General features: G+C 59.4%; 22 protein-coding genes. 11 read left to right on the top strand and 11 right to left on the bottom strand.

Translation table 11 applies throughout. From position 1 onward, the window contains the following. The coding region (locus tag WB650_RS15050; protein WP_423961038.1) for an aminoglycoside phosphotransferase family protein at window positions 1-805 on the top strand (805 nt) is incomplete at its 5' end. Window positions 806-877: 72 nt separating this feature from the next. Beyond that, on the top strand, window positions 878-1144 hold the full coding sequence (locus tag WB650_RS15045; RefSeq protein ID WP_423961036.1) for a hypothetical protein: 267 nt from the start codon (window positions 878-880) through the stop codon (window positions 1142-1144). Window positions 1145-1320: 176 nt separating this feature from the next. Here WB650_RS15045 and WB650_RS15040 read toward each other — a convergent pair whose 3' ends face one another. The 3 genes from WB650_RS15040 to WB650_RS15030 all read right to left on the bottom strand — a co-directional run bounded on the left by WB650_RS15040 (window position 1321) and on the right by WB650_RS15030 (window position 5673). Further along, window positions 1321-2598 carry a CmcJ/NvfI family oxidoreductase gene (locus WB650_RS15040; RefSeq protein WP_422303187.1) on the bottom strand — a complete coding sequence of 426 codons (1278 nt, stop codon included), beginning with the start codon at window positions 2596-2598 and terminating at the stop codon, window positions 1321-1323. 199 nt (window positions 2599-2797) lie between these two features. Beyond that, the gene (locus WB650_RS15035) at window positions 2798-3796 is read right to left on the bottom strand and encodes a DUF4105 domain-containing protein (protein WP_423961034.1); all 999 of its coding nucleotides are present in this window, start codon (window positions 3794-3796) and stop codon (window positions 2798-2800) included. Window positions 3797-3798: 2 nt separating this feature from the next. Beyond that, window positions 3799-5673, bottom strand: coding sequence for an esterase/lipase family protein (locus WB650_RS15030; RefSeq protein ID WP_423961032.1), 1875 nt, complete (start codon window positions 5671-5673; stop codon window positions 3799-3801). Window positions 5674-5794: 121 nt separating this feature from the next. Here WB650_RS15030 and WB650_RS15025 point away from each other — a divergent pair, with 121 nt between their 5' ends. Next, window positions 5795-7156: a glycosyltransferase family 87 protein gene (locus tag WB650_RS15025; protein WP_423961031.1), complete on the top strand. Its 1362-nt coding sequence runs from the start codon at window positions 5795-5797 to the stop codon at window positions 7154-7156. On the opposite strand, the gene WB650_RS15020 is transcribed toward WB650_RS15025, so the two are convergent. The 5 genes from WB650_RS15020 to glgX form a co-directional block, all read right to left on the bottom strand. Next, on the bottom strand, window positions 7153-7380 hold the full coding sequence (locus WB650_RS15020) for a glutaredoxin family protein (protein ID WP_422303183.1): 228 nt from the start codon (window positions 7378-7380) through the stop codon (window positions 7153-7155). The two genes, WB650_RS15025 and WB650_RS15020, sit on opposite strands and share 4 nt — an antisense overlap. Before the next feature lie 10 nt (window positions 7381-7390). After that, window positions 7391-7768 (bottom strand): heavy metal-responsive transcriptional regulator, encoded by a 378-nt coding sequence (locus tag WB650_RS15015; RefSeq protein WP_422303182.1) that lies wholly within the window; start codon window positions 7766-7768, stop codon window positions 7391-7393. 50 nt (window positions 7769-7818) lie between these two features. Further along, window positions 7819-9246 (bottom strand): benzoyl-CoA 2,3-epoxidase subunit BoxB, encoded by a 1428-nt coding sequence (boxB, locus tag WB650_RS15010; RefSeq protein ID WP_423961040.1) that lies wholly within the window; start codon window positions 9244-9246, stop codon window positions 7819-7821. Next, entirely contained in the window at window positions 9243-10892 is a 1650-nt protein-coding gene (gene boxC, locus WB650_RS15005; protein ID WP_423961029.1) for a 2,3-epoxybenzoyl-CoA dihydrolase, read from the bottom strand. Before boxC ends, boxB begins: the two co-directional genes overlap by 4 nt. A 73-nt stretch (window positions 10893-10965) precedes the next feature. Next, window positions 10966-13101 (bottom strand): glycogen debranching protein GlgX, encoded by a 2136-nt coding sequence (glgX, locus tag WB650_RS15000; protein ID WP_423961027.1) that lies wholly within the window; start codon window positions 13099-13101, stop codon window positions 10966-10968. A 132-nt stretch (window positions 13102-13233) separates the two neighbouring features. Between glgX and WB650_RS14995 the strand changes: the two genes are divergently transcribed. Both WB650_RS14995 and WB650_RS14990 read left to right on the top strand, forming a co-directional pair. Continuing rightward, on the top strand, window positions 13234-13857 hold the full coding sequence (locus tag WB650_RS14995) for a 2-hydroxychromene-2-carboxylate isomerase (protein ID WP_423961025.1): 624 nt from the start codon (window positions 13234-13236) through the stop codon (window positions 13855-13857). A gap of 689 nt (window positions 13858-14546) precedes the next feature. Continuing rightward, window positions 14547-15383, top strand: a complete 837-nt coding sequence (locus tag WB650_RS14990; protein WP_422300601.1) for a hypothetical protein — start codon at window positions 14547-14549, stop codon at window positions 15381-15383. Window positions 15384-15667: 284 nt separating this feature from the next. On the opposite strand, the gene WB650_RS14985 is transcribed toward WB650_RS14990, so the two are convergent. Next, entirely contained in the window at window positions 15668-16828 is a 1161-nt protein-coding gene (locus tag WB650_RS14985; RefSeq protein ID WP_423961023.1) for a serine hydrolase domain-containing protein, read from the bottom strand. Between the two features lie 233 nt (window positions 16829-17061). Here WB650_RS14985 and WB650_RS14980 point away from each other — a divergent pair, with 233 nt between their 5' ends. Further along, entirely contained in the window at window positions 17062-18159 is a 1098-nt protein-coding gene (locus tag WB650_RS14980) for a hypothetical protein (RefSeq protein WP_423961021.1), read from the top strand. A gap of 377 nt (window positions 18160-18536) precedes the next feature. Next, window positions 18537-19712: a cytochrome P450 gene (locus WB650_RS14975; protein WP_422304509.1), complete on the top strand. Its 1176-nt coding sequence runs from the start codon at window positions 18537-18539 to the stop codon at window positions 19710-19712. Between the two features lie 153 nt (window positions 19713-19865). On the opposite strand, the gene WB650_RS14970 is transcribed toward WB650_RS14975, so the two are convergent. Beyond that, window positions 19866-20474 (bottom strand): NUDIX hydrolase, encoded by a 609-nt coding sequence (locus tag WB650_RS14970; RefSeq protein ID WP_422304507.1) that lies wholly within the window; start codon window positions 20472-20474, stop codon window positions 19866-19868. 110 nt (window positions 20475-20584) lie between these two features. Between WB650_RS14970 and thiI the strand changes: the two genes are divergently transcribed. After that, complete coding sequence (gene thiI / locus WB650_RS14965; protein WP_422304505.1) at window positions 20585-21793, top strand: tRNA uracil 4-sulfurtransferase ThiI; 1209 nt, start codon at window positions 20585-20587, stop codon at window positions 21791-21793. Here the strand turns inward: thiI and WB650_RS14960 are convergent. Beyond that, window positions 21762-22991 carry an SLC13 family permease gene (locus WB650_RS14960; protein ID WP_422304503.1) on the bottom strand — a complete coding sequence of 410 codons (1230 nt, stop codon included), beginning with the start codon at window positions 22989-22991 and terminating at the stop codon, window positions 21762-21764. The two genes, thiI and WB650_RS14960, sit on opposite strands and share 32 nt — an antisense overlap. A 67-nt stretch (window positions 22992-23058) precedes the next feature. Between WB650_RS14960 and WB650_RS14955 the strand changes: the two genes are divergently transcribed. The 3 genes from WB650_RS14955 to WB650_RS14945 all read left to right on the top strand — a co-directional run. Continuing rightward, window positions 23059-23304 carry a VOC family protein gene (locus WB650_RS14955; RefSeq protein WP_422304501.1) on the top strand — a complete coding sequence of 82 codons (246 nt, stop codon included), beginning with the start codon at window positions 23059-23061 and terminating at the stop codon, window positions 23302-23304. Then, on the top strand, window positions 23301-23456 hold the full coding sequence (locus tag WB650_RS14950) for a hypothetical protein (protein ID WP_422304499.1): 156 nt from the start codon (window positions 23301-23303) through the stop codon (window positions 23454-23456). Before WB650_RS14955 ends, WB650_RS14950 begins: the two co-directional genes overlap by 4 nt. Before the next feature lie 164 nt (window positions 23457-23620). Then, on the top strand, window positions 23621-24656 hold a 1036-nt coding region (locus tag WB650_RS14945), incomplete at its 3' end, for a hypothetical protein (RefSeq protein WP_423961019.1).

Below are 24656 nucleotides of genomic sequence, written 5' to 3'. Positions count from 1 at the left end.
CCGTCCTGAACTGAATATTGAAGCGCCCACCTGCTATCACTCTGCATGGGACCGCAAGTCTGGACGTTCAGTACACCTTTTCAACGATCTGATTGCGACCAGGGCGGCCCAGTTCTGCAAGTGGCCGACACCCATCTCCCGCCAGCAGGCGGAACAAATCGTAGATACTCTTGCCACCGTGCACGGCCGCTACTATGACAGTGCGCGGTTTAGCTCAGACCTGAAATGGCTTCTCACTTTTGAGGATTTCTTTCGAGCCGGCGAAAGGGTGGGCCTTCGGGAGTGTCACGAGCGAGCCATGATACAGGCAGAAGCGGTCATCCCTCCAGACGTCAGCCGCCATCGTGCCGGGATTTGGCCTTCGACAATTAAAGCGCTGGAACTGCACACGAAAGGGACACCCACCTTGCTGCATTCCGATGTACATCTCGGAAACTGGTACATCACGGGAGAAGGCCGGATGGGGCTATGTGATTGGCAATGTCTTGGCAAGGGGCATTGGGCGCGCGACGTTTCCTACGCCATATCCACAACCTTGGCGATCGAGGATCGGCGCGCCTGGGAACGGGACCTGCTCAAGCGGTATCTGGACCAGATGCGGGAAAAGTGCAACCTCGGCATAACCTTCGACCAAGCGTGGGATTTATATCGGCAGCAAATTTTCCTTGCGCTGTTGATGTGGACGCCGACGTTGGTTCATACGCGCACGACGCCCGATATGCAGCCGGAAGAGATGTCGCTCGAAATGATCAAACGCATGACCGCCGCGATCTCGGATCTCGAGAGCCTCCGCAGTTTTGCTTAGTGGCAGAATTCAGAGATCCACAAACTGCGTGCGGTCCGTGGGCGCGTACTAAACATCCGCGTACCACACATCATGGACAAGGAACCCACCGACGAGGAAAACACGATGGATATCGAGTCGTCACAGGAAGTCTCGCTGGATAATTGGGGAAAGCAGTTACTGGAAAATATACTGTTGACGGCTGCGGAAGCGGTAGGCGAACGCAGGGAGATATCTGACTCGATCGAGGTGACGCTGACGTTCCGATTGACGCCGATCGTCTCGAAGGACCAGCTCGAAGTCAGTGTCGCATTCAAGCGTGATCCGACCCTGAGAACTCATATACCTCGGCAGTTTTGATTCGCCCGGCTGGTCACCCTGGATTCAGAAGTTCGATGAAATCGGGGACGAATGCTTTTTCCATCGCGACCGCTCCCAGCGACATCCCGCGCGTTTCCGAAATGTGATTGACGGACCGCATAGATATTTCGAGGACGGGAGCGCTCCCCCTCTCCCCGCTGCGTCTTCTTGTCTTCTTAGAAGAAGACAAAGGATCGGACCACGACGTTCCTGCGGCAGGGAGCGTCGTCGGGCGCGGTTGGGTCGATGCAGGCACTGTGGAAAGACCAGCGCGAGACGGAACCGTCAGTGACGGAGTCGTAGCACTTGAGCATCGAGACCTCGGTGGGCTTCTGCTGGGGAAACCAGTACCACTCGTGGTTGTGGCGGTAGGTGAAGCGGGTGGTCTCGCCGACGCGGTCGTCGTAGATGCGGTAATTGGTGATGTACGGCTGGTCGGCGAAAGAGGGCCATGCGCAGAGCACGAAGGGGTTCTGGCGCACGGTCTCCATCGGCTTGGCGAGGTTGATCGACATGAACCGCCGCGACATCTTCGCGTCTGCCTGCTCGGCCGTATAGTGCTGCTCGCGCCCGAAGTTCCGCAGGTTCTTGGTGAGCAGCTCGCGGCAACGCACGCGGCCGCTGTTGTCGTTCAGGTCGTTGTGCACGATGTAGGCGTAGTTGGCGTTCACCCCCGGGTTCTTGTTGTCCTGATCCTCTGTGCGATCGCCCTTGTAGTCCTTGTCAAACACGTCGTGGTTGTACACGAGCGCATCCGTGGCGCCCGGGAAAACCTCCAGGAGGAGCTTCTCGATCTCCGGGTAGAACACACGCTCCACCTCTGCCGCGTCGTAGAAGTTTCCGCATTTGGACTCGCAGTGTCCCAGCGCAACCCCAAGCTTGTCCATGCACTCGGGGCTGTTGGGCGAAAGACCTGGATAGTACTTCTCGATTCGTCGCGCGTCGCGCAAGACCTGCGGAAAGTAGAGGCATCGGCGCGCAACGTCCTGCTCTTCCTTGCGCAACGCTTTTGCCAGGTCCGCGCGCGCCGGATCCCGCCAGAGCGCGTTGGACGAGACGATGGAGTAGGACGGCTGCTCGAACACGGAGTAGCGCAGCGGAAGCGCTACTCCCCCTTCAGGGGCTTCGATGTCGTTCGCCCGAATATATTCCAGGCACTCTGAATAGCTACGAAACCCGACTCCCCACCTGGTCTCGATCGGGCCGGGGGGAGCCTTGTCGAGCATTTCAGTAACCGCTTGCCCTTGCCCCTCGGCCAGCAGGCGGAGCGCCGCCGCCGTCGCCGCAGCAGTTCCCGCATCGCCGTTTCGATCGAACGACATGTAGGATAGACCGCCGTTCGCGGCGATTGGTGGTGGCTGCCCCTTCGTAAGTTGGAGGGGAGGCACGTACACCGACGAAACATTCGACGTAACTCCCGCAACGTGATTCTCGATGGAATTGAGCTGGGCCATAGCATGCTCCGTAGTTGAAAATACCCAATCGTGGCAGACAGGCTTATGTATTTTTAGCGTTTATCACACACCAACCGGAAGGGCGAGTATTTCGTCCTGCCGATCTCTCACATCAGGTCGAGAGCTCAGGCAAGGGTCGTAGCTATAGAGGGCACTAATATACTTGACTCACTAATGACACTACCGAGATGCGGGGCGGCTAGCCGCTGATTCCCGGCAGGCCTTCGCGGATGCGGGCGGAAAAACCTGGAGAGTCGTCGGCGGCCTTTGCTTTTTCGGTGATGTTGCTGCGTGATCGAAGCTCCTCCAACGGGATACTCGTGTCGATTTGGCCGCGTTGGTAGAGGAGTTCGTCCAGGTGACCGTTGGCGAGCAGCCGCCAGTCGAGATTGCCGCCGGCTCCAATATTTTGCGCGTGGCCGCGGATAGTGGTCGTGCAGTTCTGCGTCAGTGCGTTGTACCACTCGGGATGATCGGCGAGTTGATTCACCTGGTTCAGGTAGTCGACCAACAGTGCGCGCGCCTGCGCGGGAGAGGCGCGGATGCGATACAAGTAGACCTGCTCTCCGCGGTGGTTGGTGCGCAGCCCGACCAGGTCGCGCTCATCGGCGACTACATAGTAGAGCTCGTATTGGCGGAAGAAACCGCGTATCGCGGAATATGATTGACCCTTCTGCTTGCGCGTTTCGATCGAGATGGCGAGATGCTGGCCGTCGTCGAAATCCCAACTGACTATAGTGTGCGCGATTTCCGTCGGTCCCCAAAACGACAGGAACAGGTCGACGCCTTTAATTCGATCGAGGTCGTAGGTCCGCGTCTCCCACCGCTGGTCGTAGTCGGTTTCTGATCGATATTTGAAATTTCGCACGTTCTCGATCGTGACCTTGCTGCCGTCGAAGGTCGCGCGAGCGGTGCGCGCCACATCGCTCGCCCACTCGCGCGTATTGCTCGCCGGTATCGCCGTCCACCAGAGCGCGACGACGATCACTGGAAACAGCGCTACCACCAGCCCTCGCAACAGCGGGCGAACCGCAACTGCCAGGACGATACAAACGATCGCCAGTCCAGCGGCCATCGGCGTCGCGAGGATGCGCGAATGCGGACCGTCGAACCATATTGCCATCGCAGCCCATGCGACGGCGGCGACCACGATCACCGACAGCATCAGCGTTGCGATCAAACGGATCGCGCGCAGCATCATCAGTGGATTCCGGCGTGCTCGTACAGGATGCGGCGGACTTCCTCGATCGTCTGCGGTGTCGCCTGCGTCGAATGCCCGGAACGCACGACCAGCTCCGACTCGACGCCGTCGATATGCGCGCTCTTGTACTCGACGACTCCGTCGTTGCCATCGTCAACCGGCCCGGTTCCCCTCACTGGAATGATCGAGTGCGCCTGGACGCCGGGCGCGATCGGTAGCGACGCCAATGTCTTGATGAAGGGATTCGACGCGTCCATGTTGTCGAGCGCGGTCGGAATCACGAACGGAGTTCCCATCATGCTGGACTCGCGGAGCTTGGAGAGCTGGATCGCCGATTTCGCAAGACCGCCTGGCAGGTTGATGAATTTGTTCCCGAACTTCACGATTGGATTGCTCGCCATGTAGCTGCCGCGATGCGGCGTCGCGATGAAAATCACCTCGTTGACGAAGGGCAGCGGTTTGACGAACAGCGCGCGGGCGACCAGATTGCGCGTCTCGGGATCGAGGTCCGCCTTATCAAACGGCACCTTCGTCAGATTGTTCCAGAAGCGATTGCCGCTATCGACGACCATCATTTTCGTCAGCAGCCCGCCTTGGCTATGCCCGATGACCACCATTTGATTGAGCGCGGGATCCTTGCCGTCGGGATCGACATCCTTGCGAACGGCTACCAGCGACTCGCGCAAACGCATCGCAGACAACGCGATCGGATTGCCGCTGTTATAGATGAAGAACCAGAGCTGATAGTGCGATGCGATCTTGGGATCGCCGAGCAGCTCGTTGGCCATCTCGGCCCATCGCGCGGGACTCGACGCCGTACCGTGAACGAATATCACCGGTATCATGTTCGGGTGGTACGGATGCAACATGAAAAGCCCGTTGAGGTCACCGGCTTTGGCGCCGAAGAAAGCGAAGTCTCCCTGCCGAAAGCCCGCGAGCTCGAAATCCCAAATCGGCGCGCCCTCAAGCTGATAGGCAAGCGCGGCGCTGGGATCCGACTCGAGCGGCACGCGATAAGAACCGACCTGTACGGCGTGCGTCCGGTCCTCGTCGTAAACTTCCACCGTGCCATGCAGTCGCCCGTTGCTCATCGCGAGGCGCGGATCGTCGAAACGCACGAAAGCCGTGACCGGCACTTTCGCAGTCACCGGTATCCATCGGCTCGCGGCTTTGCCCGGCGTCGGTTCGACTCGCGCCGAGAGCGCGGCGCCGATGCCGGCCTTGCGATAGGTATTGCGCAGCCCACGAACTTCCAGGTCCGAGAGCGATACGAACTTAGTCAGATGATTTCCGGCGTAGTTGAATCCAGAAGGGTCGACGCTCAAATCAAGCGCGCCAAAGGGCAGACTCAATCGACGCGCGCTTAGGTCAACTTCCTTTCCGTCCCTGGTCGCGAGTCCTAAAGCTATTCCACGATTGTAGAGATCGACCGCGAGCGTCAGACGCGGATCATAAGGCCCGGGCGCGTCCGCTGGATTCGGTGGGAACAGAAAGGCGTACGCGTAGGCAGCGGACGCGAGGTAATAGGATTGATTCCCCGAGTTCTCGGCATACGCAAATGAAAGCTCGGACAACGCGAACAGGCGATCGCGCTCGTCAGGTTTGCCGAGTCCTGAATTCAACTCAGCGAGCACCGATCGAGGATCGCTTTTGAAGCGCTCGGTAAGCGCCGATCGTTCCAGGATCTGCGTCGAGTAATCGCTCGGTTTGCCGGTGGACAGGATGTTCGCGTTGAGCTCGCGATGGGCCGCTTGCTCGTCGAGTCGCTTGACGCCGACGGGGGTGGCGCACCCGCTCGCCGACAGCACGATCAACGCGAGAATAGCTATGCTTGATGATCTTACGATTGAAGCGCGAATCAATGGAGTTCTCATCGCCCTTCATTCGGCGCGACTTCGGGACAGCCCCACTATGCACGATTTTGAGTTCTCCAGATAACACCGCCGGCGACCGATTTCGTAGTTTCGTTCGTTGTGGATTGGACATACTCGTGGGATGAACGGCGAACGAATCGCGGCCGCGATGCGCCAGTCTGCGATCCTGGCCGTCATCTGGGTCTGCACGCTGCTAGTGCTGATCGGCACTCTGACCAAGATGCCCGAGCAGTGGCATCGCCGCGATTTTTCGAACTACTACGAATCGGCGTGGGCGATGCGTCACGGAATCGATCCGTATTCCACTAATCTGACGCCCATCGGCGCGCAGCTAGGCCTCGAGACGAACTGGCTGGTTCACGCTTCCGAGACGCCGCCGTTTCTGCTTTGCTTCGAGCCTCTCACCCGGATGCGGCCGCGAGTCGCGTTCTGGATCTGGATCGCGATTAATTTCTCGGCGTTGGCGATCGCAATGTACCTGTTGCTGGTGCGTCGACCCGGCCTTCCCGGCCGCACTGCGTTGCTGCTGGCGGGGTTGATGCTGATGTCGGCGCCGGTGAATCTGAATTTTTACTGGGGACAATCTCAGCTCATAGTCCTGGCCCTGATGGTCGCGGCGATGCGCGCTATGGAACGCGATCGCGACGGCACTGCAGGACTGCTGATCGCGGCGGCAGCGCTTTTGCGCGCCTATCCGCTTCTGCTCGTCGGTTATTTTGTGATTCGGCGAAAACGGCGCGCGGTAAATTTCGCAATTGCGGGAATCGCTGCGGGAGGATTTGCGACGCTCGCAATTTTGGGTCTAGCGCAGACTCTCAGCTTCATTCACGGCGCGTTGTGGCTGACTGATTACAGAGTAGTGAACCGGGTGGACAATCTTTCGCTCGGACCGTTCGTGTCGCGGATGTTCTGGTCGATCACGGGTATCGCGCCGGGCTCATCGGCCGATTGGGTGAGACGCGCAGCCATAGGCGCCGCGGACGTACTAGTACTCGGACTGACTATTCGCACGACGCTGGCAGTTTCCGATCGCCGCGATCCCGACTGGAGAATCTACTCACTGTGGATCGCGACCGCAGTCATGCTGACGCCCGTCGGATGGCATCACTACCTGGTGCTACTGGCCATTCCATTCGTGCAAATGGTCGCATCGGCGACTGAGGATCGTTCAAGCCCGCGAGCGCTCTGGATGGCGGCGTTGGCCTACTTTCTCAGCGCGATTTCGCTCCGCGCTTTCAGCCGGTTCATGGTGCCACCCCCGACCGCCTTCCAACTCGACCTTCCATGGCTGGCGCGCGTGCTCGAAGAAACTAGCTTCGTCGCGTTGCTGACCGGATACATCGCAGCGTATTGGTTCGCGACCGACCAATTCCGGGTTCCAGCGACTGAAGTGGCACCGGCTTCAGCCGGTGATTTCCGGTTGCATGGGCAAGAAAACCACAGGCTAAAGCCTGTGCCACCAACCTCCATTGCGATCGTCTAGAGACCGAGCATTCGCCTCAGCTTCACTGCGCTGAAGCCCAGCATCGTCTCGTTGCCGACGCGAATTACCGGGACCGCGCGAAATCCCATGCTCGCAAGCTCATTTATCAGCGACGGATCCTGAGCGATACTTTTTTCGACGAAGCTGACGTTGTGCTGCTCGAGAAATTCTTTCGCCTGATGGCAGGCCGAGCATCCGGTGTTGGTATAAATTACGACTTCCATCTTGTCTCCATTATTTCCGACGCGGTGCGCGCACCGGCATGCATTCACCACCGCAAGCCTCGACCATTTTGCGCAGCGTCACCCGAAGCCTTTGCAGGCGGACGATTTCCTCGTTCATCTCGGCCAGTTTCACTTCCGCTTTTCTCGTCACCGGGCCGCATTCGTTGGTCGATTTGACACCCTCCGAAAGCAGCTCCCTGATTTCCTTCAGCGTGAATCCAAGCCGCTTCGCATCGCCGATAAAACGCAGTCGATCGAGCACGTCGTCCGAGTAATTCCTGTAGCCCGAGAAGTTTCGCCGCGGCGTCGCGATCAATCCCTGCCGCTCGTAGAAGCGGATAGCGTCTATGCTCACTCCCGCCGCATTAGCTACTCGGCCAATCGTCATCTGTACCTCACGATAGACCCTTGACTACAGTCCAGAGTCAAGCACGTCGATTAATTCGCGGGAATCGCGGTCACGTACTCGAAGTCGAGCGCCTGATGGTTGATTCCGCGTACAGGCGGCGCGATCCAGCTCGCGAACTGGCCGGGTGCGGTGATGGGCTTCATCAGCGACGCCACAAACTCGCGATCAGCCTGCGTCGGCAGCCATTCCGATTTGTGGCGCTCCCATTCCTCTTCGCTGACTATCTTCCCGTCCGGCGTGACCTTGACGCTCGCAAATTCGCCAATCGAGCGCCGAAACGCCCGATGCGGCAACTTGAGCTCGAAGCTCAGCCCAGCTTCACGAATAATCTTGTTCCATCGCGCTAGCGCCCGCTCGCAATCGGCAATGTAGGAGTCGCGAAGAGTCTCATTCAGCGCATTCAGCGCCGGCTGCTCAGTTTGAATGACTATTCCATTGACCGGCTTCAATACCGCGTAGCTACTCCCATTCAGTTGATGGTCGTCTTCTCGGTCGGTCTCTTTGAAGCGGCCCTTCAGACCCGCACTGTAGTAATTGGCGGCGTTAGTCGATAGCTCGGAACCGAACAGATCGAGCGACACTGAGTAATGGAAGTTTATATACTTTTGAATGATACTTAGATCAATGCCCCCATACTCACTGACTATATCAGTGTTATGCTCTTTCATCAGTTGGCAGGTGCGGTTGATAACGCGGCCGACACCCGACTCGCCGACGAACAGGTGATGCGCCTCTTCGGTCAGCATGAAGCGACAGGTGCGCGCGAGCGGATCGAATCCCGATTCGGCGAGGCTCGCGAGTTGATACTTGCCGTCGCGATCGGTGAAATGCGCGAACATGAAGTACGACAGCCAATCGGGCGTCTTCTCGTTGAACGCGCCGAGGATGCGCGGATTGTCCACGTTGCCCGACCGGCGCTGGAGCAGCGCCTCGGCCTCTTCGCGGCCGTCGCGCCCGAAGTATGCGTGCAGCAGATAAACCATCGCCCACAGATGCCGCCCTTCCTCGACGTTGACCTGGAACAGATTGCGCAGATCGTAGAGCGAAGGACAGGTCCGGCCAAGATGCCGCTGCTGTTCGACCGACGCAGGCTCAGTGTCGCCCTGCGTGACGATCAGCCGGCGCAGGACTCCGCGATGCTCGCCCGGGACCTCGCGCCAAACCTGCTCGCCCTTATGCTCACCGAACGGAATCCGGCGCTCAGCTTCAGGATCGGCGAGAAAAATTCCCCACCGGTAATCCGGCATCTTCACGTATCCGAAAGTTGCCCAGCCCTGCGCGTCAGTCGAAATCGCCGTCCGCAGATACACATCGCAACCCTGGAAATTTTCGGGGCCCATCTCGTTCCACCATTGCAGGAACCCCGGCTGCCACGCCTCGAGCGCGCGCTGCAGGCGGCGGTCGTCGGCGAGATTGACGTTGTTGGGAATTCGCTCGGAATAGTTGATCGTCATCAGACTCTCCTCGGATCGAATTCCGGCCGCGCTCCGGTGCCGTAAAGTTTCAGCGCACCTTTTTCTCCGACCGCGTTGGGCCGCTGAAAGATCCAGTTCTGCCACGCCGACAGACGGGCAAATATTTTCGACTCGAGCGTCTCCGGCCCGCCAAATCGCAACGACGCTTCCATTCCGGTCAACGCGTCCGACGAGAATGCAGCGCGTTCCTCGATCGCGATGCGAACTTCGTCGTCCCAATCGATATCGTCGGGCGTGAAGGTGACGAGGCCAAGTTCATCGGCCATCGACGCATCAAGCTGCTCGCCAATCTTCGCGCGCAACTCCTCGACGCGTTCCGGCTCGCCCTGAAATCTGCTCTCTAGTCGGGTCAAGCCGTTGCACATCGGCAAAGCGCCGAAATTCATTTCCGTCAAGCTGATGGTAGCAGGCATCGACTCGTCACCTTCCCGCAATCCGCGCAGCATGTACACGCGGTCCGACGCCAGCGTGAGTTCCAACAGGGTTCCGCAAAAGCATGACCCCGGCTCGATTAGCGCGAAGATCGATCGCGAGCTGACGTCGAGCCGCTTCAGCGTGCGTTTCAGGTACAACCGGACTTCGCGCACCAGCCAGTCGTCGGCGTGAGCAGTTAGAAACTCGTCGTGCGACTCCATCAGTGTCGAATCGCCACGAGTGCGGAATATCCACGTCCTCACAGTGTCCTCGTTGAAGCGCAGATGCAGGATCGCGTCTTCGAGTTCTCGCGCAATCGCCAACGGCCAGAAGTCCGCGCCGGCCGAGTGAGCCTCCTCGACGTTGCGCGGCGCCGGACTCCTTGGACCCTCGACAGTGAACGTTGCAGTGGAGTTTTCGCGATCGATGTCGATCGTCAGATGCGCGTACTTAACTCGTCGCTCTTCAATCTCGCGCGCGAGTCGGCCCAGCGATATCCCGCGCGCCTGCGCCGATCCATTTGCGCGCGCCGCGAACTCGAGCGCTCTTCGCGACGCCGACTCTAAAAGTTGCGATCGGGGAACGACCTCGTCCACCAGTTGCCAATCGAGGGCGCGCTTGCCCCTGACTCCTTCCTCCGTCGTGCAGAAAAAATCCGCCCGGTCGCGCCTGACGCGCCGCTTGTCGACCAGCCGCGTCAACCCGCCCGTGGCCGGCAGCACGCCGAGCAGCGCGACCTCCGGCAGCGAAACGCTGGTCGAGCCGTCGTCCGCCATCATTATATAGTCGGTCGCCAGCGCGAGTTCGTAACCACCGCCGGCACACGCTCCGCCAATAGCAGTCATGTAGTACTGCTCCGAGTTGAGCGTCGCGTCTTCGATCGCGTTGCGCGTCTCGTTGGTAAACTTGCAGAAATTCACTTTGAACGGATGGCTCGACAGGCCAAGCATCCTGATGTTCGCGCCCGCGCAGAACACGCGGTCCTTGCCCGACGTGACGATCACGCATTTTACTTCGGGATGCTCGAAGCGCAGCCGGTTCACCGCGTCGTTGAGCTCGATGTCGACTCCCAGGTCGTAGGAATTGAGCTTGAGCTCGTAGCCCGGCGCGAGGCCGCCGTTTTCGTCCACGTCCATTGCAAGAGTCGCGACCGGCCCGGCAAAATTCAAGCGCCAATGCCGATAGGCGGACGGCTCAGTTCGAAAATCGATCATCTGAAGTTCTCCCGCCCGGAACGAGCGTTCAGATTTAGTATAGACCGCAAGATACCCGCCGATTCAACAAGATTCATGCGACGCGCCTGAGCACGACCATCGCGTGCCCCGCGACATGCACCCGCTCTTCGAACAGATGCGATCGCGAGTCACTCAGCGTAGCTGGATCCGCTGTGTCGAGGACGATGGTCCATTTTCGTCCCCATTTTTTCGGCGGCAGTTTGAACTCCATCGGTTCGCGGTATGAGTTGAACATCAGAAAGAAACTGTCATCGGTGATTCGCGCGCCGGTGCTATCGTGTTCGGTGATCGCGTTTCCATTCAGGAAAGATCCGAGCGTCTTCGCGTAGCCCACGTTCCAGTCGCCGGCGCTCATCTCGGCGCCGTCGGGCCGGAACCATTCGAGATCCTTCAGCCGGTTGCGCTTGAGCGGGACGCCGGTGAACCATCCCCGGCGCCGGAAGATCGGATGCTTGCGACGGAGCTCGATCAGCCGCCGCGTAAAATCGATCAGCGCCTGGTCAGCGTTCTGCCAATCGATCCATGAAATCGGATTGTCCTGGCAGTAGGCATTGTTGTTGCCGCGTTGCGTGCGGCCGAGCTCATCGCCGTGGAGGATCATCGGCACGCCCTGCGACAGTATCAGGGTTGCCAGGAAGTTGCGTTTTTGTTGCCCGCGGATCGTACGAATTGCAGGATCGTCGGTCGGCCCTTCGACGCCACAATTCCACGATCGACCATTGTCGTCGCCGTCGCGATTATCTTCGCCGTTCGCCTCGTTGTGCTTCTGGTTGTACGAAACCAGGTCGGTGAGCGTGAAACCGTCGTGTGCGGTGACAAAGTTGATGCTCGCGAGTGGCGGCCGGCCGCCGGCACGATACAGATCCGAGCTGCCGGTGACGCGCGACGCAAACTCGCCCATCGAATCGTCCGCGCCGCGCCAGAAATCGCGCACCCCATCGCGATACTTGCCGTTCCACTCTTTCCAGTTGACCGGAAAATTCCCGACGCGATAGCCGCCCTCGCCGACATCCCACGGCTCCGCGATCAGCTTGGCCGTCGATAGCATCGGGTCCTGCGTGATCGCCGCGAAAAACGGGCTGGCTCCGAATTCACCTCGAGGACCGCGCGCCAGCGTGGTTGCCAGGTCGAAGCGAAAACCGTCCACGTGCATCTCGACCAACCAGTAGCGCAGGCTGTCCATCACCATTTGGAGGACTCGCGAATGCGACATGTTCAGCGTATTTCCGGTGCCGGTGAAATCCTCGCATCGACCGCTGCCGTCGGGCCGCAACCGGTAGTAACAGGCATTGTCGATCCCGCGAAAGCACATCGTCGGCCCAGTCTCGTCCCCTTCACCTGTATGGTTGTAAACGACGTCGAGGATCACCTCGATCCCCGCCTGGTGAAACGCCTTCACCATCGACTTGAATTCCGTCACGCAACCGCCGGGCGCATTGCCGGTTGCGAAGCGCACGTCCGCCGCGAAATATCCGATCGAGTTGTATCCCCAATAGTTAGTCAGCCCGAGTTTCTCCAGGCGATGCTCCGGCGCGGTCTGATGCACCGGCATCAATTCGATCGCATTGACCCCGAGCGAGCTCAAATGCTTGATCACCGCCGGCGACGCGAGCCCCGCATATTTGCCGCGAGTCCGCCGCAGCACTTCCGGATGCGTCGCCGTCATCCCCTTCACGTGCGCCTCGTAAATAACGAGATCCTGCGACGCAATTGCAGGCTTGCGATCGTCCTCCCAGTCGTACGCCGAATCGACCACCACGCACTTGGGCATCGCGGGCGCACTGTCACGCATGTCCAGCAAAGGCGCGGTGCCGGTGGTGATTGAACGATAACCCATCATCGTTTCATGCCATCGAGGCATCCGATCGAGCGCTCGCGCATACGGATCGATCAGCAGCTTGGCGGAGTTGAAGCGATGCCCCGCGGGAGGATCGTAGGGACCACTCATGCGATACCCATAGCGCTGACCGGCACGAACCCCGGGAACGTAGGTATGCCAGATGTGTTCGGTGCGCTCGCTCATCCGGATTCGCGCGACCTCTTCGTTGCCGTCCGCGCCGCCAAACAGGCATAGCGTCGCGCCGGTCGCGTGCTCGGAAAATATCGAAAAGTTCACCCCCGCGCGGCCGTAGGTTGCGCCAAGTGGATACTGAATGCCGGGCAGAGCTAGGAATTTGGATTTCGGCATCTGACCGTGTCACTAATGGCAAGCGGCAATGGTAGTGGCAACCGTTGCGTCCGCACCTCCGGTTCCCCTCTCCAGAAGGGAGAGGGGCTAGGGGTGAGGTTGATAGCGCGCTACTATCGAGGCGTTGCACAAATGCAAATCGTCGATTTCTATTTTGATTTCTCCAGCACCAATAGCTACTTCGCCGCGTTCATGCTGCCGGAGATTTGCGCCCGTAATGACGCGCGCGTGAACTGGAAGCCGACGCATTTCGCCGCGCTGTTCCGCGGTACCGGCTTCGACGTGATGGCGATGACGCCCCGGAAGGCGCGCTACCTGTGGCGCGATCATGCGCGCTATGCCGAAGCGACCGGGTTGCCGTTCAGAAAGCCGAGCCGCTTTCCGATCAAGACGGCGTCCGCACTGCGCGCGGTTCTGGCTGCCGGTCATGCCGCTGAGACCGATGATAGCGGCGATTCGCGTGAGCATGCTCACCGCGCGATCTCGCAGGCAATCATGCGCGCGTACTGGGAACGCGACGAGGATATCAGCGCCCACGACGTGCTCGCCTCGATTGCGACGAGCGCCGGTTTCGACGGTGCCGCGCTCATCGACATCGCCAACGCAAAGCCCACGCGCGACGAGCTCGCAGCTTTGACCGAGGATGCAGTCGCTCGCGGGGTTTTCGGCGCTCCCACTTTTTTCGTCGGCGACGAGATGTTCTGGGGCAAGGACCGTCTGGACTTCGTCGAGGGTCTGCTCAAGCGTCCGCGATAACTGCTCCAGTTTCAGGCAAACGCCTTTTTTCGCGCTCAATTTTGTAAGAAATTACAAGAGGCGGACCGCGGTTTTGACCATCAAAGCGGCACCAGACACGTACCTACAATCGGTAGCGGGAGACTTGACACATTGTAGGTAACCTTAAACAATAGCGTCCATGTTCAGCGTCGAGAATCGCAATTTTGCGCAGTAAGACGCATAGCATCACAATGAGTCGTGCAAAGCGATGCGAGATGATGGAGAACCGGCTGCGATGAATATTACGCTCCAGGCTTGAACGCCGGGGCCGATCTGGATTTGCTCGCGAGGGGAGAAAACTGATGACTTCGATGACGCCGGATTGGACCACGGCAGCATCGGATTACGCGTCGGTGCCGCAACCGATGCGCACCAAAGAGAGCTGTAGCCAGCCCCCACTTTCGGCTGTTGCGGCCTCAGTGTTTTGTTCAGAAATGCCCATATTGCGTTGCAGTAACGCCCAATCGCCAAATGCTCCTGTCTATAGATAGTATGCCGGGTAATTGCGGCGCCTATCGGTGGTATGGCATACGACTTGCTAAATTACGCCCGACGCTGATGAATATTGAAAAACATTGCATGTCACCGAATAGTATAAGGCGCGCGCGGCGCTGGACCTTCGCATCAGCAGTAACTCTATGAGCGCAGCCTTTACCTTATCGCCAGCGATGGCGAAGCGAACCCCCCCGCGAGAGCCGGACGCGCTGGCAGCTCGTGAAGTCGATCGTCTCGTTTCCAAGCTACTGGGCGAAATCAAGGTCCCGTTCGGCTCGATCGGGACTCGAGTCCTCACTCAGCTCGCTGACCTGAAAAGGATCCTCTCGACCGAGTACGCGGACGCGCCCGCGCTTCCGCAGAAGCCCCTGCTCAAGGAATTGGCACAGGTCGTCGAGAAGGACATCAAGCAGCACATCCCGACTTACGGCAGCCTGTCGGATCTTGGCAACCCGCAATTACGCAGCCACCTGAACAAGTTGTTCGGCCCCCGTGAACTCGAATTGCGCGCCGAGCGATATACCTCCGGGGCGGGTCTTTCGCTACGCGGATTTTACTGCCGCGCCGACGTCGGCGACAAAAGCAAGTTCGTAATCTTCGTCAACACCGCGCATCATCCGGGCGCAGTCGGCGCGACACTCGGCCATGAACTCGGCCATTTCATTTATGGCTCGCTGGTGGGAGAGAAAGCCGCCCACACCGCCTTCATGGAAGGTGCGTTCGCGAATCACCTGGTGGAAGAGGACGAGCTATTCGCCGACAGCCTGGTCGCGCTCGCCGCATACAGCCCGGAGCTCATTAAAAAGATCGGCGACGTCACGAATCTCAAGCGTGGTTCTTCGGACCGTCTATTTAACAGCATCAAGGGTGCGTATGACATGATGGGTCGCGGCCATGGCCTCGATCTGACCAAGAGCGAGACCTCGGCAGCGTGGCGCGTCCGCTACCTCACCTCGATGGCGCATTTTTTCAAGCTGCGTTGCGCGCTCTACAAATCCGCCGGCGTCTGAGCCTCAACTAAAGAGGGACAAAACGGCCGCCCGCCGACGGGCGGCTTCGTTTTTTCTGCCTTGGCCGAACAGTTGCTTGAGGCAAAGAGAGCCGGGATTCTTCGCTGCGCTCTGAATGACACAAGCACAGAACCCGAGAGCAAAGTAGTGCGCTGCGCGCAACTTTGCGATTTGATACCGGGTGCAGGGGTCACCCCTGCCCAGGAAGTCTGAAACCACGGTGGTTTCAGTCTAAAATAAAATGGATTTATTGTCCGGCGCGAAACGCGCCGGACAATGTTCCATCACAGCGCCGCAAACATCGCATTGAACAGCGCCGACGCCCGCCCATCGATTAGCGCATCCGACCCCATCTGATTCATCGTGTATCCAAACCCTACGCGCGCATCCGGATCGGCAAATCCGATCGAGCCGCCCGCCCCCGGATGCCCAAACGTGCGTGGATTCGGTCCCACCGGCGCGTTCGCCTGATTGAGCGCAAATCCGAGTCCCCATCGCGACGTGACGCCCAGGATTAGATCGGGTCCGTTGGCCTGCTCAGTATGCGCCCGCTTGATACTCGCCGGCGTCAGCACGCGATAACCGTTCAGCTCGCCGCCGGTCGCGAGCGCGCCATACAACGTCGCCAGCGCGCGCGCATTCGTGTGTCCATTCGCGGCGGGAACTTCGGCGCCGCGCCACGCCCGGCTGTTGGTCAATGCGGGATCGACGACCGGCACCGGATTCGCGATGGCCTTGAACATCATCGACTCCGGATCGACGCTCATCCTCGCGAGCTGATCGGGCTGGTCTGGCGGCGGCGCCGGCGCGGCGATGATCTCGGCAATTCGCGGATCGAAACTCGCATCCACCCCGATATGCACATCGAGCTTGAGCGGCCCCGCGATTTCCTCGCGCAGATAAGTGCTTGGCGTCTTGCCCGTGATACGCCGAATCACCTCGCCGACCAGGTATCCGAACGTGATCGCATGATAGCCGTGCGCGGTCCCCGGCACCCACCACGGCTCCTGCGCCGCGAGCGCCGCGCACATGACAGGCCAGTTGGTGTACGAGTCGGGCGGCAACTGCTTCCGCACAGCAGGCAGTCCCGCGCGATGACTCAGCAAATAATTTACCGGAATCTTATCCTTCCCCGCCTGCGCAAACTCGGGCCAGTACTTAGCCACGGGCGCATCAAGGTCGAGCTTCCCCTGGTCGACCAGCCGATGCGCACAGATCGACGTAATCCCCTTGGTAGTCGACCAGACATTGACGAGAGTATCGCGCGTCCAGGGCCTGGTCTTAGCCTTATCGGCATAGCCTCCCCAAAGATCAAAGACGGTCTTGCCATCGACCACCGCCACAACGGAAGCGCCAACCTCGATCCCATTCTCAAAGCTATCCGCAAAGATTTCTTTGACGCGCTGAAACCGAGGCTCGCAAGTGCCTTCGATCTTTACCGACATCTTCCTTTCTCCTGGTCTCACAATCGACTCACCGCATAGCATGCAATGTTGATCGGCTCCAAGTCGCGGCCAGATGTACATCTTCGCCCGCCCGGCGCTCCTTGGTACTGCTGTTCGGCTAAGACGACTCTTTCTGGTAGTTTTGTAAACCTACTGATCTTGTTGCGAGGGTTGTGCCGAAAAACGACATGGCGGTCGACATGGTGCTGCAACGGATTCGGCGCACCATCGCGTTGGCGGCGGTGATGGTGACGACGTTTATCTATGCGGGGCCGTGCCAATCTCAGGCGTACCCTGCGGCCGCTCAGAAAACCAAATCCGAGGGCCTGTGGGTTATCAATTCCAATTTCCTCGATGAGTTCCAGGGAGGATCGCTACAAAAAAGCGGGGATCCCAGGGAAACGTTTGGGCTGACTTCAGACGACGGCTCGAGCATTCCAAATCTGACATTCGATCATGCGGATAACCTGTGGGTGATTTTCGGCACCGGTGTTGGCGAACTCGCCCGCAACGAACTGAGCACCAGCAAACGACGGTTCCGCTTCCACGTCCAGCTTTCATTTCTAGCGACTGGCGAGGCGGACCCATATATATTTCCATCAACCCTGGCATTCGATCCCGCCGGCGATCTGTGGTTAGCAGGTACTGCTCCCGAGAGCACACTGATCGAGTTCACACCCGATCAATTGGCAACAAGCGGAAATCCGACTCCCGCATCGACGATAAATTTCCCCGGCGATTCTGGAATCGGGTCTCGTTCAATTCTATTTGATTCCGCGGGCGACCTGTGGCTTTCCTTTCAATACTCGGTGTCCGACAATTCGGTCGCGGTAATCGAGTACACGCCGGCGCAAATTGCAGAAATGCAGACGGGCTCATCGCCAACCCCAACTCTCACCGTTAAGGCTGGACCCCTCTCCGAGGGGCTTTCCGCATTTACGTTTGACAGGTCTGGTAATCTCTGGATATTGGTCCCAACCACGGAAAGCGGTGCAAACCTCGTTTACGGGGGATTGGTAGAGATGTTCAATGTTGCGGGGAAGACCGGCACACTCTCGCAACCCGATATAGTGATATCGCCAGCCGGTATATCTTCGACCAATCAGAGCATGGATCGACCCAATGGACTCGCGTTCGATGATCAAGGAGGCCTGTGGGTATCCAGCGATATTTCAGCTGGGCGTTACGACACGGGTTTCATCGTCAGATATGCGCCCAATCAGCTCACAACGAGCGGCAGTCCGGTTCCGCGGATCGTGCTGACAGCCAATCACAAAGGATCCAACTTGGATTATCCGTCACCGATAATCTTTGGACCGACAGTCAATTAGTTTTTCTCTCAGATCACGGCTCTTCTCGGCCTCGAATCATAGACCCTGAACTTTTAGGCCTGATCTTGCCGCTCCCAACGTGCTAAGCCATCGATATGGACAGCACTCTGATCACGATACTTTCATCATCGCTACCCATGACTCAGCTTCGGACAAAATCCCCTTCCGAAAAACTAATTTTGACGGAACGAAGCTACCCTTGGTGGTATTCCGGCCCCATCACCACTACAGGCAGTATAGATTGCCCTTTTCGGCTCCTGCCGATGCCTACAATCAGCCGCAATTCCAATCAGAAGCGCCAGCCAATATACTGCCGGGCGCATAAGCGAATGCCTTCCTCTACCACTTTTGCCCGCGTTAGTCGGGTTGCCAGCCGAATGTACGGACGGCTCTTTTCGGCCAATCCTTATCCGCTCTACAAATTCCTGCGCACGCGCTATCCGCTGCTACGGACGCCGATTGGGTTCTGGATTTCGACTCGCTATGCCGATTGTCATAGCGTTCTGCGCGACAAGCGCTTTCTCGCGTTCGATCTCAATGCGCTCGACGCCTTTCCGCCGGACGACGGGCTGAAGTCGATGCGCGAGGCGCTCCAGCATGCGATCGTTTTCCGCAATCCTCCCGACCACACCCGCTTGCGCCGGCTGATGACGACTTTTTTCTCGCCTGGCGTCGTGAACGGATTGCAACCTCGAATCCAGAAGATCGTCGACTACCTGCTCGATGCGGTCGAGGCGCGCGGCTCGATGGATTTGATCAAGGACGTCGCGTTTCCGTTTCCGATCGACGTGCTCGCCGAGGTGATGGGCGCCGACGACGCCGACAAGCCGATGTTCCGCGACTGGATGCGCACGCTCGGCGTCCCGCTCGATCCCGTCATCAGCGCAAACGACCCGGGCGTCGAGGTGCGACAGGCAATCGCCGACGTGCGCCGCTACTTCTCGGATCTCGCCGCCGATCGCCGCAAACATCCGCGCGAGGATCTGATCAGCATCATGGTGGCGGCCGAGGGCCGCGGCGACCTCCAGACCGAGGAGGAGCTGGTCTTTAGCGCGATGTTCACCCTGCTAGCCGGCCACGAAACCACGATGAACATGATCGGCAACGGGATGCTCGCGCTGTTCCGCAATCCCGACGCGATGGCGCGCCTGAAATCCGATCCTTCATTGATAGAGTCAGCGCTCGACGAGTTCCTGCGCTTCGACAGCCCAGTGCAGGTGACATTCCGCACCGCGAGCGAAGACATCGAACTCGCCGGCCGCACAGTTCCCCGTGGCGAGCATGTCGTGGTTTTTTTAGGCGCGGCAAATCGGGATCCTGCTCGATTCACAAATCCCGACCAGCTCGACATCACGCGCCGGGACAACGTGCACCTGTCGTTCGCCGCGGGACCTCATCGATGCATCGGCGAGGTGCTGGCCAAGGTCGAGGGCCGCATCGCATTCGAAACGATTCTCCGCCGGATGCCGAACCTCGCGCTCGCCAACCCGCTTCCAAAGTGGCGTCCCGCAATGAGCCTGCGCGGCCTCCAATCTCTACCGCTGACCTTCTAACGCAAGGAAGTTATTCCACATTTCTCCCGAAAGGATACGCGGAACCTGACCCCTTCCCTCGACAAGGAAAGGGGGCACAGACTGAGAGCTCCGAAGGCACCGTGTCGATGCGCGGCTCCCTGATATCGAGGTCCATCTTCGCGTGATGGGAAATCAAGTCTTGGCGGGATCGAGGAGCTCGAGCAGGTTCAGGGTGATGCGGAGAGTCAGGCCCCAGATTGTCTGGCCGCCGTAGAGGATTGCGGGGAATTTTGAAGTGCGGGTGGCGGGGCCTTCGCTCTTCCATTCGTAGTCGCCGCGGAACTTTGGATCGCGCAACGCGCTCAACGGCACGTCGAAGATTTGGGCGACTTCCGAGAGTTGCGGTTTGAGCTGCGTGTCGGACGGGATGACGCCCACGAATGGCGCGACGACAATTCCGCTGGTGGTCGTTTGCATCGTGGCGAAGGCGCCGATCACTTCGACGGTCGAAGGATGGATGCCGACTTCTTCGTGCGCCTCGCGCAGAGCGGCGTCGAGCAGGGTGGCGTCGACCGCATCGACGCGTCCGCCCGGGAACGCGACCTGTCCGCGATGGCTGGCGACGTGATCGGATCGGCGGATGTAGACGATGTGGAGCTCGCCGTTGCGCTCGAACAGCGGTATCAGCACCGCGGCGGCGTTCGACTTGTTGGCCAACGCCTCGCGCGGCGGCGGAGTGACGGTGGAAAGCTTCCTTCGGATGATTTCGACCTGGGGATTTAACGAGGAGGCGTCACTCATCGCTACAGATAATCGCGCGCGACGCACCGGTTGCAAGCGCGCGGCCGGATTTCAATGTGACAGACGCGTAAGCTAACCTCATTTCCGTTACTAAACAGCGAATTCATACGATGCGATATTTGATTGGCAGGTACCACGAGATCGCGCTCAAAGGGCGTAATCAGTGGCGTTTCGTCGATCAGGTCAAACAAAATCTGCGCGATATCTTCGCCGACTACCGGCTCGGCAATATGCGCAGCGTCGGGCCGCGCCTGCTGGTGCCGCTACCCGACGAGCTGAGCGACGAAATCGCCGCCGAGCGCGCGGCGCTGATTTTCGGATTGCAGAATTTCTCGCTCAGCTACTCGACGCCGCGCGATATCGAATCGATCTCGCGCGAGGCAATCAAGCGCGCGACCGGGAGCAAGGCGCGCACCTTCGCGGTGCGGACCAAGCGCGAGGACAAGCGCTTCGCGATGAACTCGGTCGAGATCGATCGCGCGGTCGGCGGCGAAGTGCAGGAGGCGCTCGGCTTCGAAGTCGATCTGAGCGCACCCGAGCTGACGATCTCGATCGAGATAATGAATGACGCTGCGTACGTGTCGGCCGGCAAGATGCCGGGAGCGGGCGGATTGCCGGTGGGAGTAACAGGGCGCGGGATGGCGCTGCTGTCGGGCGGGATCGACTCTCCGGTCGCGGCATATCGCATGATGCGTCGTGGGCTCAGGCTCGACTTCGTACATTTTCATGCACATCCTCTCGTGTCCGCCGCGAGCCGGGAGAAGGCTGCCGAGCTTGCGGCGCATCTTACGCGATGGCAGGTGAGATCGACGCTGATGCTGGTGCCGTTCGGAAATTTGCAGCGCGAGATCGTCGCGAACACTTTGCGTCCGCTGCGTGTGATACTTTACCGGCGCTTCATGCTGCGGATCGCGAGCGCGCTCGCGGAACGTTCGCAGGCTACCGTGCTGGTGACAGGCGAGAGCCTGGGGCAGGTCGCGTCGCAGACGCTGGAAAACATGGCGGTGATAGAGAAGGCGGCGGCGTTCCCGGTCATGCGGCCTCTTGTGGGGATGGACAAGAACGAGATCATCGAACAGGCGCGCCGACTGCATACGTTCGAGACGTCGATATTGCCTGACGAGGATTGTTGCACGCTGTTCGTGCCGGCGCATCCGGAGACGCGGGCGCGAATCGAGGAAGTCGAGGCGGCCGAATCGCGCTTCGACATCCCGCGGATGATCGACGCCGCGGTGCGTGCCACCGAGGTCAAACGTTTCTGGTTTCCGCCGCGAGCTACGAAATTCACTACGGCCAGAGCGTCAGAAACGCAGTATTGATTGCCAGGGTGATCAGAGTAATCGGTACGCCGACGCGCAGGTAGTCGAAAAAAGTTAGGTTGATCTTTCGCAGCCGGGCTTGCTCGATCACGATCAGGTTGGCGATCGATCCGACGACTGTAAGATTTCCCGCGTAGGTGCTCGCGCTGGCTATCAGCAACGCAACTGCGCGGCTGCCGCCGAGCATCGAGTAGAGCGGACGGAAGAGCAGCACGGCGGGCACGTTGCTGACGATGTTGGAGAGGATCGCGACGACGGCGGTCAGCGTTAACGGATGCGTCAAGCGCTGGACGCCTATCAGGTTCACGACCTCGGTCTGGAAACCGGTCGTCTCGAAGCCGGCGACGACGATGAAGAGGCCGGTGAACATCGCGAGCATCGTCCAGTCGATCAGTCGATACACGCGAGCGGGTTTGATTCGTCGTGTGAAGAGGAGAATCACGCCGGCGCTCATCGCGACCAGGTGGGTCGGGTAGCCGGCGATGAACATCGCCAATGCGCCGAGCGTGACGATTGACGATTTGAACATCAGCGGACGGTTCACTCGAATCATGCGCGGTGCGGTGTCGGCAGGGGCGCGCGTCGCGGTGAGCGAGCGCCGGTAGACCGCGGCAATCACAATGTAGTCGGCGACGAGACCGAGGATGGCGGCGGGGGCGAGGTGAATCGCGAAGCTCGAATAGCTCAGATGCGCGAAGCCGGCGACGATCATGTTCTGGGGATTGCCGGTAACCGTCGCGGCGCTGCCGATGTTGCTGGCGGTCGCGAGTCCAAGCAGGAGCGGAATCGGATCGAGGTCCGCAATCTTGGCTGCGTCGATTATCATCGGTGTCAGTGCGAGGCATACGACGTCGTTTATGAAAAACGCGGCGAGAATGCCGGAGGCGGCGACGGTCATCGCGAGCATCCCGAATCCCGACTGCGCGCGGCTCAGCATCGCGCGCGCGAAAAACGCGAACGCTCCCGAGAGCCGCAAGTTCGCCACGACGATCATCATTCCGAGCAACAGCGCAATCGTGTGGAAATCGATAGCGTGCTCGGCTGCGGATTCGCTGAGCGCACCCGACACCACCATCGCGACCGCACCGGCCAACGCCGCGCCGGTGCGATCGATGCGCGCCCACGGGATTTCGCCGAGCGCGATCACGGCGTAGGTCAGGATAAATATGATGAGTGTCAGGAGGTGGGAGGGAAGCATCGCAGGCTATTCAGGACGGCGGGGTTTGGCAGTACCGGCGTGAGAGGTATAGTCCGAGCATATCGATATGGAAATTCCACTCAAGGTTGCCGAACTCGATCACGTCGTGCTGCGATGCCGCGATCAGGAGCGCGCCTACGACTTCTACACGCGCGTCCTGGGCCTTAGCGAGGAGCGGCGTATCGCGCAAATTGGGCTGATCCAGTTGCGTGCAGGCCGCAGCATGATCGACCTGGTTCCGGCGAGCGGTCCGCGGTCGAGGCGGGACTCAACCTCGATCACGTATGCATCGGGGTCGAGGCCAGCGACATGAACGAGGTCGTGCGCTATCTTGGCGAATTGTCGGTCGTAGTGATGGGCGAGCTGGCGATGCGTTATGGGGCGCATGGCGCGGGGCTTTCGATCTACGTGCGCGATCCCGAGGGCAATGTCGTCGAGCTCAAGCAGATGCCGGCCGCGCCGTAAACGGCGAGTCGGTGGCCGGTCGCATAGCGCGCCTTTTTTCTGATAAGCAGGACTGTCGCCTTTCAGATGTGAGCCAACGGGCTGACTTTGAGCCGACTTGTTTTTGACGGACGTGACATTACAATCGAACCGTTTGCGGTTCGCGTGAAGAGGAAAACTCGACGATGAGGATAATCAGGATTCAAGCCAAAAGCGCGATGCTTGCGGCTGTAGCGGTTTGCGCGTTTCTGGTGACGGGATGCGGAGGGCACTCGCCCCAGAACGCGGCAAATGACTATCTGAGCAATCTGAAACTTTACAACTATCCGGCAACCTACCAGGCGCTGTCGCATCAGGACCAGGTCGATCGCAATATGGATCAGTTCCTGACCGAAATCCCGATGGCGCCCGATGTCAGCAGGGACTGGTTCAAGGGAATTCTGCGGACTTACGACTACAAGGTCGGCGACGCGAAAATTGATGGCGACAAGGCAGTAGTGACGGTCACCGTGACGCGACCCGATCTCGCGCTCTGGGAGCGGACGGTAGACGCAGGACTTAGCGGCGATCAGACTCCTGATGCGATCGCGCAAAAAAACCTGACCGAAAATACCTATCCCAAAGTCACCTACGACGATGACATGGTGATGGTGCAACAGGGCGGCGAATGGCGGTTGCTGGTCGACTTCCCGTTCAAGGAAAATATCCTCAAGGAACACAAGGACGCCGTCGACCTCTACCACAAGCACGACTACGACAAGGCGATCGCCGCATACCAGAAAATTCTCGACGAGCTGGATAAAGAGCAGGCGACCAGCAACGCGGGGCTCAAGTACCAGTATGGACGCGAGCTGGCGGATATCCAGAACGCGCAGAAGCAGCAGCCGGACGCGCAGGCGTACATTCCGAAAATCGTGCTGAGCGATGTGGACATGAAGATGTCGGCGTCGCGAGTGCCGGGAATTTTCGGCAAGATGACGAACAGCGGCGACAAGGCGATCGACGAAGTTGAGTTCACCGTCACCTATTACGAGGGCAAAGGGAAAAACAAGAAGGCGGTTTTTACCGAGGTGCACTCGCCGATCGCGACGCCGCTCGAGTTCACCAACTTCGGGCGTCCGGTGCGGCCGTTCGTGCCGGGCGAGACGCGCGACTTTGGGTTCCGCCTGACGGCGGCGCCCGAAGTGCAACAAAAGGCGACGCCAGACCTTACCGTCACGT

This window comes from Binatus sp. (SeqCode) (assembly GCF_049584895.1).
Taxonomy (GTDB): domain Bacteria; phylum Desulfobacterota; class Binatia; order Binatales; family Binataceae; genus Binatus.
The sequence above is the reverse complement of the archived record's forward strand: the minus strand, read 5'-3'. Positions and strand labels throughout refer to the sequence as shown.

Coding starts and splice junctions, on each gene's coding strand:
- WB650_RS15030 (WP_423961032.1), bottom strand. CDS start 5,673: ATGAGAACTCCATTGATTCGCGCTTCAATCGTAAGATCATCAAGCATA.
- WB650_RS14970 (WP_422304507.1), bottom strand. CDS start 20,474: ATGAGTGACGCCTCCTCGTTAAATCCCCAGGTCGAAATCATCCGAAGG.
- boxC (WP_423961029.1), bottom strand. CDS start 10,892: ATGATCGATTTTCGAACTGAGCCGTCCGCCTATCGGCATTGGCGCTTG.
- WB650_RS14975 (WP_422304509.1), top strand. CDS start 18,537: ATGTACGGACGGCTCTTTTCGGCCAATCCTTATCCGCTCTACAAATTC.
- WB650_RS15045 (WP_423961036.1), top strand. CDS start 878: ATGGACAAGGAACCCACCGACGAGGAAAACACGATGGATATCGAGTCG.
- thiI (WP_422304505.1), top strand. CDS start 20,585: ATGCGATATTTGATTGGCAGGTACCACGAGATCGCGCTCAAAGGGCGT.
- WB650_RS14955 (WP_422304501.1), top strand. CDS start 23,059: ATGGAAATTCCACTCAAGGTTGCCGAACTCGATCACGTCGTGCTGCGA.
- WB650_RS14990 (WP_422300601.1), top strand. CDS start 14,547: ATGGCGAAGCGAACCCCCCCGCGAGAGCCGGACGCGCTGGCAGCTCGT.
- WB650_RS15040 (WP_422303187.1), bottom strand. CDS start 2,598: ATGGCCCAGCTCAATTCCATCGAGAATCACGTTGCGGGAGTTACGTCG.
- WB650_RS14995 (WP_423961025.1), top strand. CDS start 13,234: ATGCAAATCGTCGATTTCTATTTTGATTTCTCCAGCACCAATAGCTAC.
- WB650_RS14950 (WP_422304499.1), top strand. CDS start 23,301: ATGAACGAGGTCGTGCGCTATCTTGGCGAATTGTCGGTCGTAGTGATG.
- WB650_RS14985 (WP_423961023.1), bottom strand. CDS start 16,828: ATGTCGGTAAAGATCGAAGGCACTTGCGAGCCTCGGTTTCAGCGCGTC.
- WB650_RS15020 (WP_422303183.1), bottom strand. CDS start 7,380: ATGGAAGTCGTAATTTATACCAACACCGGATGCTCGGCCTGCCATCAG.
- WB650_RS15025 (WP_423961031.1), top strand. CDS start 5,795: ATGAACGGCGAACGAATCGCGGCCGCGATGCGCCAGTCTGCGATCCTG.
- WB650_RS14960 (WP_422304503.1), bottom strand. CDS start 22,991: ATGCTTCCCTCCCACCTCCTGACACTCATCATATTTATCCTGACCTAC.
- WB650_RS15035 (WP_423961034.1), bottom strand. CDS start 3,796: ATGCTGCGCGCGATCCGTTTGATCGCAACGCTGATGCTGTCGGTGATC.
- WB650_RS15015 (WP_422303182.1), bottom strand. CDS start 7,768: ATGACGATTGGCCGAGTAGCTAATGCGGCGGGAGTGAGCATAGACGCT.
- glgX (WP_423961027.1), bottom strand. CDS start 13,101: ATGCCGAAATCCAAATTCCTAGCTCTGCCCGGCATTCAGTATCCACTT.